Annotated in this window: 12 protein-coding genes; 4 read left to right on the top strand and 8 right to left on the bottom strand. The window is 65.0% G+C overall.

Features of this window, described 5'->3' with window-relative positions; translation table 11 throughout:
* Window positions 1–5: 5 nt before the first annotated feature.
* From ccoO to fnrL, 3 genes are all read right to left on the bottom strand, one after another.
* The gene (gene ccoO, locus GSH16_RS08925; protein WP_160854162.1) at window positions 6–731 is read right to left on the bottom strand and encodes a cytochrome-c oxidase, cbb3-type subunit II; all 726 of its coding nucleotides are present in this window, start codon (window positions 729–731) and stop codon (window positions 6–8) included.
* An 11-nt stretch (window positions 732–742) separates the two neighbouring features.
* Entirely contained in the window at window positions 743–2,344 is a 1,602-nt protein-coding gene (gene ccoN, locus GSH16_RS08920) for a cytochrome-c oxidase, cbb3-type subunit I (RefSeq protein ID WP_160854160.1), read from the bottom strand.
* Window positions 2,345–2,448: 104 nt separating this feature from the next.
* Entirely contained in the window at window positions 2,449–3,195 is a 747-nt protein-coding gene (fnrL, locus tag GSH16_RS08915) for a transcriptional regulator FnrL (protein WP_160854158.1), read from the bottom strand.
* Between the two features lie 90 nt (window positions 3,196–3,285).
* Here fnrL and hemN point away from each other — a divergent pair, with 90 nt between their 5' ends.
* Complete coding sequence (gene hemN / locus GSH16_RS08910) at window positions 3,286–4,641, top strand: oxygen-independent coproporphyrinogen III oxidase (RefSeq protein WP_160854156.1); 1,356 nt, start codon at window positions 3,286–3,288, stop codon at window positions 4,639–4,641.
* 3 nt (window positions 4,642–4,644) lie between these two features.
* Here hemN and GSH16_RS08905 read toward each other — a convergent pair whose 3' ends face one another.
* Window positions 4,645–4,911 carry a DUF2312 domain-containing protein gene (locus tag GSH16_RS08905; protein ID WP_160854154.1) on the bottom strand — a complete coding sequence of 89 codons (267 nt, stop codon included), beginning with the start codon at window positions 4,909–4,911 and terminating at the stop codon, window positions 4,645–4,647.
* Window positions 4,912–5,060: 149 nt separating this feature from the next.
* Between GSH16_RS08905 and GSH16_RS08900 the strand changes: the two genes are divergently transcribed.
* Complete coding sequence (locus GSH16_RS08900) at window positions 5,061–5,273, top strand: hypothetical protein (RefSeq protein ID WP_160854152.1); 213 nt, start codon at window positions 5,061–5,063, stop codon at window positions 5,271–5,273.
* On the opposite strand, the gene GSH16_RS08895 is transcribed toward GSH16_RS08900, so the two are convergent.
* Window positions 5,257–6,267, bottom strand: a complete 1,011-nt coding sequence (locus tag GSH16_RS08895; protein WP_160854150.1) for an alpha/beta hydrolase — start codon at window positions 6,265–6,267, stop codon at window positions 5,257–5,259. The two genes, GSH16_RS08900 and GSH16_RS08895, sit on opposite strands and share 17 nt — an antisense overlap.
* A gap of 206 nt (window positions 6,268–6,473) precedes the next feature.
* Window positions 6,474–7,250, bottom strand: coding sequence for an alpha/beta hydrolase (locus GSH16_RS08890; RefSeq protein WP_160854148.1), 777 nt, complete (start codon window positions 7,248–7,250; stop codon window positions 6,474–6,476).
* Between GSH16_RS08890 and GSH16_RS08885 the strand changes: the two genes are divergently transcribed.
* Together GSH16_RS08885 and thrS are read left to right on the top strand one after the other, a co-directional pair.
* Entirely contained in the window at window positions 7,249–8,460 is a 1,212-nt protein-coding gene (locus tag GSH16_RS08885; RefSeq protein ID WP_160854146.1) for a glycosyltransferase, read from the top strand. The genes GSH16_RS08890 and GSH16_RS08885 overlap by 2 nt on opposite strands.
* Before the next feature lie 112 nt (window positions 8,461–8,572).
* Window positions 8,573–10,534, top strand: a complete 1,962-nt coding sequence (thrS, locus tag GSH16_RS08880; protein ID WP_160854144.1) for a threonine--tRNA ligase — start codon at window positions 8,573–8,575, stop codon at window positions 10,532–10,534.
* A gap of 204 nt (window positions 10,535–10,738) precedes the next feature.
* Here thrS and GSH16_RS08875 read toward each other — a convergent pair whose 3' ends face one another.
* Together GSH16_RS08875 and GSH16_RS08870 are read right to left on the bottom strand one after the other, a co-directional pair.
* Window positions 10,739–11,266 carry a hypothetical protein gene (locus GSH16_RS08875; protein ID WP_160854142.1) on the bottom strand — a complete coding sequence of 176 codons (528 nt, stop codon included), beginning with the start codon at window positions 11,264–11,266 and terminating at the stop codon, window positions 10,739–10,741.
* 104 nt (window positions 11,267–11,370) lie between these two features.
* Window positions 11,371–12,039, bottom strand: a complete 669-nt coding sequence (locus GSH16_RS08870; protein ID WP_160854140.1) for a lysoplasmalogenase — start codon at window positions 12,037–12,039, stop codon at window positions 11,371–11,373.
* Window positions 12,040–12,048: the final 9 nt, after the last annotated feature.

The following is a 12,048-nucleotide window of genomic DNA, read 5'->3' as shown; positions in this document are numbered from 1 at the left end:
CTCCCTCAGCGGCTGGCATCCGGCTCGAAGGTCGAGAAGTCGACCATCGTGCCGAGCACCTGCAGATAGGCGATGAGCGCGTCCAGTTCGGTGATTTCCGGCTGCCCGTCGAAATTGCGGACCTGCGCGCCGGGATAGCGTTCCAGAAGACCGTCGAAATCGCCGAACGGATCGACCTGAACGGTGAAATCCGCCTTGGCCTGTTCGATCATCTCGTCTGTATAGGGCACGCCGACCATCCGGTTGGTCTTCAGCAGGTCCTCGATATGATCGGGGCTGATGCGGGTCTCCTCCAGCCACGGATAGGGCGGCATGATGCTTTCGGGCACCAGGTCCTGCGGCTTGCGCATATGATCCACGTGCCACTCGTCGGAATAGCGGCCGCCGACACGGGCCAGATCGGGCCCGGTGCGCTTGGAACCCCACTGGAACGGGTGGTCATACATGCTCTCGGCCGCCAGCGAATAGTGACCGTAGCGCTCCACCTCGTCCCGCATCGGGCGGATCATCTGGCTGTGGCAGACGTAGCAGCCCTCGCGGATGTAGATGTTGCGCCCGGTCAGTTCCAACGGCGAATAGGGCCGCACGCCTTTGACCTTCTCGATCGTATTCTCGAGGTAGAAGAGCGGCGCAATTTCCACGATGCCCCCCACGGTCACGGCAAGGAAGCTCAGCACCAGCAGAAGCGTGGCGTTCTTTTCGATGATCGCGTGTTTCTTGAGCAGACTCATCTCCGCCTCCCTTACTCAGCCGGAACCGCAGCGGCAGGGGCGGGCTTTTCCGCCCCCGTCGCCGTTTTCCACAGGTTGTAGACCATGATCAGCGACCCGGCGACGTAGAGCACACCGCCCAGCGCGCGCACCACATACATCGGGAACTTGGCCGCGACCGTGTCGGCGAAGCTGTTGACGAGGAAACCCTCGGCATCCACCTCGCGCCACATCAGACCTTCCATGATGCCTGTGACCCACATGGAGGAGGCGTAGAAGACGATCCCGATGGTCGCGAGCCAGAAGTGCCAGCTGACCAGCGACAGGCTGTAGAGCCGCTCGCGGTTCCACAGGCGCGGCACAAGGAAGTAGAGCGCGCCGAAGGTGATCATGCCGTTCCAGCCAAGAGCGCCGGAATGCACGTGCCCGATCGTCCAGTCGGTATAGTGCGACAGCGAGTTGACCGCCTTGATCGACATCATCGGACCCTCGAAGGTCGCCATGCCGTAAAAGCCGACAGACACGACGAGCATCCGCAGGACCGGGTCGGTTCGCAGCTTGTCCCAGGCGCCCTGCAGCGTCATCAGGCCGTTGATCATGCCGCCCCAGCTGGGCATCCAGAGCATGACCGAGAAGACCATCCCGAGCGTCTGCGCCCAGTCGGGCAGCGCGGTATAGTGCAGATGGTGCGGGCCCGCCCAGATATAAAGGAAGATCAGCGCCCAGAAGTGGATGATGGACAGTTTGTAGCTGTAAACCGGCCGCTCGGCCTGTTTGGGCACGAAATAGTACATCATGCCGAGGAAGCCCGCGGTCAGGAAGAAGCCCACCGCATTATGGCCATACCACCATTGGGTCAGCGCATCCTGCACGCCGGAGAAGAGCTGCACCGATTTCGACCCGAAGATCGAGACCGGGATCGAGAGGTTGTTCACGATATGCAGCATCGCGACGGTGACGATGAAGGAGAGCAGGAACCAGTTGGCCACGTAGATATGCGGTTCCTTGCGGCGCAGGATCGTGCCGAGGAACACCGCCAGATAGGCGACCCAGACCAGCGTCAGCCAGATGTCCACATACCATTCCGGCTCGGCATATTCCTTCGACTGGGTGGCCCCGAGCAGATATCCGGTCGCCGCCAGCACGATGAAGAGCTGGTAGCCCCAGAACACGAACCAGGCGAGGTTCCCGCCCCAGAGCCGCGCCGCGCAGGTGCGCTGCACGATGTAGAAGGACGTACAGATCAGTGCGTTGCCGCCGAAGGCGAAGATGACGGCCGATGTGTGCAGCGGCCGCAAACGGCCAAAAGACGTAAAAGATAGGCCAAAATTCAATTCGGGAAAGGCAAGCTGGAAGGCTATATACGTCCCGGCAAGGAAGCCGACCACGCCCCAGAAGGCGGTTGCGATAACACCGTATCGGATCACGCCGTCCATATAGCCGGTCGCATCCGGATCGGGTTCGATCGGAACCGGCTCCCCGGTCTGCCGCAACACGTGGATGAACATGCCCGCTGCGACGAGCATGAAGATGATCATGTGAACCTGATAGGCCAGATCGTGGCCGTAATTGGCGGCGATGGCGGCAAAGAGGGCAATCAGCCCCAGTGCCACCAGCTTGAACCCGTTTATCATTTTGCCCTCTTTCAAGATTCAGGGCGCACTGACCCTGGTTGCCCGTCTCATTGCACAGGCAGCTTGGCAGGGGTCTTGATTCAGATCAAGTTGACCGGATCACGTCAGGACACTATGCCGCCATCGGCATCATCACCGGATTCATCGAGCAGCCGGCCGAAATCGGGAATGGTCACATCCCGCGTGCCGTGCATTTCCACCACACCGGCCTTGCGCAATGCGGAAATCTGGCGGCTCACCGTCTCGATGGTCAGTCCCAGATAGTCAGCCATCGCCTCGCGCGTCAGCGGCAGGCGGAAGCTCACCCCGTTGCCCACCTCGCGCCGGTGGAGCGCGGCATCACGCCGCGCCACGATGACGAGCAGGCTCGCGATCTTCTCCCGCGCGGTCTTGCGCCCCAGAAGCAGCATCCATTCCCGCGCCGCGTCCAGTTCATCGAGCGTCATCTGCAACAGGCGGCGCTCGATATGCATGGTGCGGTCGAGCATTTCGTCAAAGGCGCGTTTGCGGAAGGTGCAGAGCGTAACCTCGGTGGCCGCCGTCACATCATAGGGCGCGACCTGTGTGCGGCTGCGGCCGATGAAATCCGAGGGCAGCAACAGGCCCACCATCTGCCGCCGCCCGTCCGCGAGCGTCCGCGACAGGGTCGCCACACCCGATACGACCGAACCCACGATCGTTTGCGGCTCACCGGCCCAGGCGATGACATCGCCGGCCTGGAACGTCTGGTAGGTCTTGATTGCATCGAGCTCCGCCAGTTCGCTCGGCCCGCAGAGCGAACAGACCGCGCTGTGGCGGATCGGACATTGCGGGCAGCTTTGTGCGGTGCGGGTCGGGGCGGTCTGCGGCATCGGGTCGGTTTACTCCACGTTCGCCCTGTTTATGGCACGGGCTTGATCCTGATCAAAGACCCCGCAACCGCCGCGGCGCAAGGGAAACCCATGACCGATATGGAAAGACTGGCGGCGGCGGGCCTCTTCTCCCGCAAGGTGCCGCGCTACACGAGCTACCCGACCGCACCGATGTTCCATGACGGAATCGGACCGGACACCTATGCACGCTGGCTGGGCGCCCTGCCTGCCGGCAGCCAGCTGTCCGTCTATGTGCATATTCCCTTCTGCATCCGGCTCTGCTGGTTTTGCGCCTGCCGCACGCAAGGCGTGCAATCGCTCGATCCGGTGCGCTCCTACCTGCGGTCGCTCATGCGCGAGTTCGAGATGGTGGCCGCCCACCTGCCCGCGGGTGTTTCGGTCGCCCGCATCCACTGGGGCGGCGGCACGCCAACGATTCTGCCGCCCGACCTGATCACGGAACTGGCCAGCGCGATCCGGCAGAACCTGCAGATGGCCGCAGACCCGGACTTCTCGGTCGAGATCGACCCGACCTGCGCCGACCCGGACAAGATCGCCGCGCTGGCCGAATCCGGACTGACACGCGCCAGCATCGGTGTGCAGGATTTCGACCCGCTCGTGCAGAAGACGATCGGGCGCGAACAGGGGTTCGAGGTCACCCGCGACATTGTCGAAGAATTGCGCGCCGCAGGCGTCGGATCGGTCAATATCGACATGGTCTACGGCCTGCCCTACCAGACGCCGGAGCGGTTCGCCCGCACGCTCGACATGACCCGTGCCCTGTCACCGGACCGGATCGCGCTGTTCGGCTATGCCCATGTGCCATGGATGGCGAAGCGGCAGAAGATGATCCCCGAAGCGGCCTTGCCCGGGCCCGAGGCGCGGCTGGCGCTCTTCCGTCAGGCCGAGGCGGCATTTCTGGCTGACGGCCATATCGCGCTCGGGATCGACCATTTCGCACGGCCCCAAGACAGCCTCGCCGTTGCTGCCGCCAACGGGCGGATGAAGCGCAATTTCCAGGGCTATACGGACGATCTTTGCACCGCGCTGATCGGCTTTGGCGCCTCATCCATCGGCAACCTGCCGCAGGGGTTCGTCCAGAATGTCTCCGCAACGATGGGCTATCACAAGGCGATCGAAGCCGGTGATTTGCCTGTGGCCAAGGGGCTGGCCTTCACGCTCGAAGACCGGGTGCGCGGCCGCGCGATCGAGACGCTCATGTGCGATTTCGAGATCGACCGGGCGGCGCTGGCAGCGACGTTCGGCGACATGGCCGCGCTGATCGACAGCGACCTGGCGGCGCTGGCCGAAAGCTACACCGGGTTTGTGGTGGATGACGGCACCTGTTTCCGGGTGACGCCCGAGGGCCGGCCGCTGACGCGGATCATCGCCGCCGGGCTCGATGCCTATCAGAACGGGACCGCCCGGCACAGCCAGGCGGTCTGACCGTCACATGCCAAGCGCTTCCTTGTAGAGCTCGAGCACGGCCTCCTCTTCGGAGATTTCCTGCGGGTCCTTCTTGCGCAGCGTGATCAGCTTGCGCATCACCTTGGTGTCATAGCCACGGCCCTTGGCCTCGGCCATCACTTCCTTCTGCTGATCCGCAATGTCCTTCTTCTCCGCTTCGAGCCGCTCGAAACGTTCGATGAAGCTGCGCAGCTCGCCTGCGGTTACACGGTACTGGCTCGTCGGGCCTTCGTCTTCGGTCACATCCATGCGCTCTGCCTCCGTCGCGATTTTGCCCCCTCGGGGGAAGATTCGACGGACACTAGCCAGAGGCTCGCCTGCGAACAAGGGCGCTTGCGCCGCATCGCCGAATTGCCTAAGGCGGGCCACAGGACCCCATAGACAGAAGGCCCGACCCCATGACCCTCCTCCTTGCAATCGGGATCATCGTGACGCTTGCCGGCGTCGGTTTGCTCGGCTGGTGCGTGCGCCGCGCGGCGCAGATCCGGCGCGACAGTCGCTCGGGCGAGGATGTAAGCGCCCGGCTGCACGGGCTCGTCGCCCTCAACATGGGGGCCGTCGGTCTGGCCTTTCTCGGCCTCGCGATCGTGGTTGTCAGCCTGATCCTTTAGCGACGGGCGCGTCTGCTGGCGCCAGTATCTGGTCCTCGATCCAGGACAGCATCCATTCGACCGCGCGGTCCGTCTGGCCGGGGCTGAGGATATCGCCCGCAATCACGTGGGCCGCAGGATCATCGCCCTCCCCGACGGTCACCGGAATGATGGACGGCATGGTGCCGAGCTTGTCGAGAAGCCGCCGCGTTGCCTTGGCCGACACCACCGTATCCTGTTCGGAGAAGATCGCCAGCACCGGCACGTCGATCGTGTCGAGCGGCGCGCGGTTCACATGGCGCACCAGCGCGGCCATCGGGAAGAGCGCATCGGTCGGATAGCGGGTGGTCCAGTAGGTTGCGTGATCCGCATTGGCTGGCACGAAGGACCGTTCCGATCCGGCAATATAGGGCACGTAATGGCGCGCCATCGGCAGGGTGAGCAGGCTCGATCCCGCAGCCATCAAGCCGAAATTCGGGCTGACGAAAATCATGCCGGCGAGGTCGCGCCGCATCTCCGGGTCCAGTGCGGCCAGCATCGAGACGGTCGCGCCGGTCGAGGTGCCCATCAGGATCACCCGCTCGCCGAGCCGCCGCCCGATGGCCATGGCCTCGGCCACATCCTCGGCCCAGTGCCGGACAGACGCCGTTGCCAGTGCCGCGCCATCGCGCCCGTGCCCGCGCAGACGAGTGAAATAGAGGTTCGCGCCGAGGGCCTCCGCCACGCGGTCCGGCACAGGGCGGATTTCCTCTGCCGTTGCGCTGAACCCGTGAACATAGACAATCGCCAGCGGGGTCTTTTCCTTCGCGGCACCCGCCCAGACGATCCGCTTCTCCGCCCCCGGCTTCAAATCCGGGACATCGACCTCTGCCGCCGCAAGATAGGCGTCCAGATCCTCGGGCAACTGCCCGTCATCGAACTGTACGGCCGTGTCGACCGGCTCCCTCGGCCCGAAGAGCAGAAAGAGGATCAGAAGCAGGACAGCAATCAGGATCAGGAAACCGGCGATCTTCATAATGCACGCCCGGATTTGTGAACGGAAGTATCCCGCCTAGCAGAGCGGTGTGAAATTCCAAAGACTGACGCAGGGTCACTTCACAGAGTCGCGATCCGGTAACGCCCCTGAAACACCCCGAAACATCCCGTGAAAGCCCTGTAGAAGCCACTGACAACCCATCACTTACCGGATGGTAACCATCAGATGGCGGCGTCGGATTCCGCCTATCGCTCCAGCACAGCCTGTGTCACGCCATGCACTGTCTTGCCGATCAGGGCCAGTTCGGCCGGCCCGCTCATCCGGTGGTCCGCGCCCTTCACGAAGGTCAGACGCAGATCCGGCGCCTTCGCATGGTCGAGAATGCGCAGCGGCACCGACATGGCGACATCCGCATCCGCCGTGCCATGCAAAAGCCGCACCGGCATAGGCAGCGGCAGCGGGTCACGCAACACAAGCTGGGTCCGGCCCTCCTCGATCAGCTTTCGGGTGATGATGTAGGGATCGTCCGAATAGTCCGACGGCAACGCCACCTGCCCCTCCTCCAACAGGGTCTTGCGCATCGCATCGTCAAAACCCGCCCACATGCTGTCTTCGGTAAAGTCGGGCGCCGCCGCGATCCCGACGAGTCCCGCAACCCGATCGGGGTCGTCCCGCGCGACGAGCAGGCTGATCCACCCGCCCATGGACGATCCGATCAGGATCTGCGGCCCGTCGGTCTGCGCGGCGATCACCTCGCGAGCATCCGCCGCCCAATCCCCGATCGATCCGTCAAGGAAATCGCCGCCCGACGCGCCATGTCCGGAATAGTCGAAGCGCAGGAAGGCCCGGCCCCGCTCGGCCGCCCAGTTTTCCAGAAACAGTGCCTTGCTGCCCTCCATGTCGCTGCGGAAACCGCCCAAAAAGACCAGACCGGGGAGATTTTCCCCTTTCCCGCGCGCCTCCGTCTTGCAAAAAGCGAGCGCCTGTCCCCTACTGGACGTCAGTTCTCCGCGAGTGCCCATGGTCCTGCCCAATTCCTCTGAAAGCCCGATTCCGGCTCACCATGCCGCAGCGCCCCAGGTGCTGCAACTGCTGCCGGGACGCGCGCCCGGTGACGACCTGCCGATGGCGATGGCACTGGTGCGCGCAGGCGTGGCCGACGGGCTTGGGATGAGCGTCGCCGGCGCAGGCGGCCGGATGGAGCCGCATTTCCGGCGGCTCGGCGCTACGACGCTCGAGCTTCCGAAACGCTCTGCCTTCAGCTGGCGCGATTCGGGACTCCGCGCGCTTCTGAAGGATCAGGTCGATCTGGGCGCACTCTCGGTCATCCATGCCTGGGGTCTCGAACAGGCCAACCTTGCCGTTACGCTGGCCGAGGAATCGGGCGCACATCTCTTCTTGCACCTGCGCCGCCCGCTGCCCAAACGCGGGCTCTTCGACCGGCGCACGGCACGGCTGATTGCGCGCTGCGACCGGATCCTCTGCCCGTCCGCCTTCGTCCGCGACAGTCTCGACCCCTATCTCGGCACGGCAGACGACCGCTCGGGCCCGAAAGTGGACCTGATGCAGCCCGGTGTCGACCTCGATCTGTTTGCCGAGGATGCCGTCTCTCCGGAACGGACGATCAGCCTTGCCGCAGCCTGGGGCGTGATCGAGGATCCGCGCCCGATCGTGCTGGTGCCCGGCCAGTTTGCCGACACGGACTGGCAGGACCGGATTGCCGCAGGCCTTGCCGCCACGATCGCCGCGGCCGGTCCGGATGCGGACCTGCAATTCATCGTCACGGGCGATGCCGAGGCGCCGCGGATGGAGCGGTTCCGCCGAGCGGTCACCGAACAGGGGCTTGCGCCTTTCGTGCGGCTCACCGGCCATTGCGCCGACATGGAGGCGGCGCTGAAACTCTCCGCCCTGCTCCTCTCCTGCCCGTCCGAGGCCGAGGGGATCGACCACCTCGCCCTGCGCGCACAGGCCATGGGACGGCCGGTCGTGCTCTGCCGCAACGGCGCGGCCGCGGAAGTGGTCGAACCCGATGTCACGGGCTGGCTCATCGACCAGAACGATCCGAGGTCCATGGCCGGCGCACTCGGTCTGGCGCTGTCGCTCGACGCAAGCCAGCGCGCCCATCTGGCGCTGGCCGCCCGCAGCCGCATCCAGTCCCGCTTCGGGCTTGCGCGGATGCAGGACCGGCTCGTCGGTCTTTATCGCGACCCGCGGGCGCCCGTGCTTGCCTGAGCGGCACGAAACCGCCCCTTGCACGCTTGACTTCCCTGCCCGCCCTGACCATGGTCCCGCCGAACCGGTAACCGGGCGTTCCGTAGGCGCCAAACTTCAAGGAGATGCCACCATGGCAGAGACGATTTCCCTTACCCTTCCCGATGGCGCCAAGCGCGACTATCCCGCCGGCACCACGGGCGCCGAGGTGGCTGCCGACATTTCCAAATCGCTGAGCAAGGCCGCGATCGCCGTCTCCGTCGACGGTGAGTTGACCGACCTGTCGCGCCCGCTTGACCGCGACGCCGATTTCGCGATCCATACGATCAAGGACGAGGCGCAAGCGCTGGAACTGATCCGCCACGACTGCGCCCATGTCATGGCCCGCGCCGTGCAGGAGATCTGGCCCGACGTGAAGGTCACGATCGGCCCGGTCATCGACAATGGCTGGTACTATGATTTCGACCGCGAAGAGCCGTTCACGCCCGACGATCTGGAGCGGATCGAGAAGCGCATGCGTGAAATCATCAACCTGCGCGATCCGGTCCGCACCGAGGTCTGGCCGCGCGACAAGGCGATCCGCTTCTATGAGGACAACAACGAGCCCTACAAGGTCGAGTTGATCGAGGCGATCCCCGGCGACGAGGATCTGCGCATGTATTGGCACGGCGACTGGCAGGATCTCTGCCGCGGTCCGCATCTGGCCCATACCGGTCAGATCCCCGCCGATGCGTTCAAGCTCATGTCCGTCGCGGGCGCCTACTGGCGCGGCGACAGTTCCCGCCCGATGCTCCAACGCATCTACGGCGTCGGCTTCCGCTCGCGGCAGGAACTGAAAGCCTATCTCACCTTCCTTGAAGAAGCCCAGAAACGCGACCATCGCCGACTGGGCCGCGAGATGGACCTGTTCCACATGCAGGAAGAAGCGCCCGGCATGGTCTTCTGGCACCCAAACGGCTGGATGATCTACCGCGAGCTGCGCGCCTATATCCAGCGCCGGCAGGATGCCGCCGGCTATGTCGAGGTGAACACGCCCCAGGTCGTCGACCGCAAGCTCTGGGAAGCCTCGGGCCATTGGGACAAGTATCAGGAGCATATGTTCATCGTCGAGGTGGACGAGGAACATGCGCAGGAAAAGCGGGTGAACGCGCTCAAACCGATGAACTGCCCCTGCCACGTGCAGGTCTACAATACCGGCATGAAATCCTATCGCGACCTGCCGCTGCGGATGGCCGAATTCGGCTCCTGCGCCCGCTACGAGCCCTCGGGCGCGCTGCATGGCATCATGCGGGTGCGCGGCTTCGTGCAGGACGACGCCCATATCTTCTGCACCGAGGCCCAGATCGAGAGCGAGACCAAGGATTTCATCGACCTTCTCTCCTCGGTCTATGCCGATCTCGGCTTCACCGGCTTCAAGGTGAAATTCGCAGACCGGCCGGAGGTCCGCGCAGGCGAGGATGAGACCTGGGACAAGGCCGAGGCCGCGCTCAAATCCGCGACCGAGGCCGCCGGCGCCACTTACGAGTTGAACCCCGGCGAAGGCGCCTTCTACGGGCCGAAGCTGGAATTCGTGCTGACCGACGCGATCGGCCGCGACTGGCAATGTGGCACCCTGCAGGTCGATTTCGTCCTGCCGGAACGGCTCGATGCGAGCTATATCGGCGAGGATGGCCACAAGCACCGGCCGGTGATGCTGCACCGCGCGATCGTCGGCTCCTTCGAGCGGTTCATCGGCATCATGATCGAGGATCATGCCGGCAAGCTGCCCTTCTGGCTCGCGCCGCGGCAGGTCGTGGTCGCCTCCATTGTCTCGGACGCGAACGACTATGCCGAAAACGTCGTCGCGGCGTTGAAGGCCAGGGGCATCCGGGCCGAGGCAGACCTGCGCAACGAGAAGATCAACTACAAGGTGCGCGAACATTCGGTCGGCAAGGTGCCGGTGATCCTCGCGGTGGGCCTGAAGGAGGTCGAGGAGGGCACGGTGTCGATGCGGCGCCTCGGCGACAAGGGCTCGAAGGTCCTGCCGCTCGACACGGTCGCAACAGACCTCGCGGCCGAAGCGCTGGCGCCCGATCTGGCCCGCAAGACGGGCTGACGGCACCGCCAGCCAAAGAGATGGGGCCGGGATCCATAGCGGATCGCCGGCCCCTTTTCTTTCTCAGCCCTCATCAGCCGAACGCTGGCGCTATGTGCCACCCGCCCGGGTTTACCAGTGCCGGAGGCACAGAAGAACCGCTCCGTGCCCGACACGGGCCGTCATCCGTCCTGAGCCCGCCGCCGCGCGCGCCGGTCTGGAACCCTACTCCGCCGGCTTGCAGGCCGGGTCCTCGGCATTGGCCGCATCGTCGCAATCCACCGATCCGATCTCGCCCAGCGTTTCGCCCGCCTGCTCGGTCGTCGTCTCCACGCTCTGGCGCAGGCTGTCTGCGGCCGCACCGAGCGCCTCCGCGCCTTCGGCCACCGCACCCGATGCATCCTCGACCGCAGCATTCACGCTGTCGCGCGCCGCCTCGACCGCATTCTCGACCGCTTCGGCTGCCGCAGCCGACGCTTCATCCGCCGCGTCTGCCAGCGCTTCGGCATTCTCGCTTGCCTGTGTCTTCACATCGTCGAGCACCGCTTCGGCCGCATCGGTCGATTTCTCCACCGCGTCGCTCACAGCCTCGCGGGCCGCCTCGACCGCGTCCTGCGTCTCGCTATCGCCGGCCGGCGTCTCGGTCACGGGCGCGACGGCCTCCAGTTCCGGCTCGGTCGCTGGACCGGCCATGAAATAATAGCCAAGCCCGGCAATCAGGATGATGCCGATCACGATCAGGATGGTGCGCATGGGAAACTCCTTTACCTGCGGCCCTTTGGGGCCACCCTTCAATTTCCGATCAACGCGGGGCCCGCGCGGCAGGTTCCACCCAGCCCCCCGGAAACGCGGCCGGATCAGGCCCCGAGTTGCACCATACCCTGAAACAGCAGGAATTGCGCCAGCAGATAGGTGGCCCAGACGGCGGCCGAGGCCAGCGACCGGATCCGGGCGTCTGCCGAGGGACGGAACATGTCGAAGGCAAGAATGGTGTCGGATGCCATGAAAACAAGCGCGCCCGCCACCAGTGCAGGCGCCGCCTCGCGCTGCCCGAGCGCCGCCAGCGCCATCCCGGCGATCACCGCCACATACAGGCTGACCGGCCCGCGCATGGTCCCGAGGCCCGGCCAGAGGCGCAGCAGGATCAGGGCCGCTACGGCAAGAACAGCGGCGATAGCCCAGACCGGCGGCGCCACCGGCGCGCCGGCCCAGAGGAACCCGCCCAGATAGACAAGATGCCCCGACAGGAAGGCCGCGAGCCCGGCGAGAAACCAACGCTCACCGCTCCGCGACAGACAATAGTCGCCCAATGCACAGAGAAAGAGCGCCGCGACCGACCAGATCGGCAGGCCGGCCGCAATCGCCGCCAGACCGAGCGCCACAATGCTGCCCGTCTTCAGGGCCGACCGGAGCGGGCCTTCATCCGCCGCGCGCCAGCGCACCCCATAGGCCAGCCCGGCCAGCAGCGAAGCCCCCAGACAGGCCAGAGTGACAGGGCCGAACATGCCCCAGCTTTCCAAGATCATGTTCCTGCC

The organism is Oceanomicrobium pacificus (assembly GCF_009833495.1).
Lineage (GTDB): Bacteria > Pseudomonadota > Alphaproteobacteria > Rhodobacterales > Rhodobacteraceae > Oceanomicrobium > Oceanomicrobium pacificus.
This window is presented reverse-complemented; position numbering and strand designations above follow the sequence as displayed.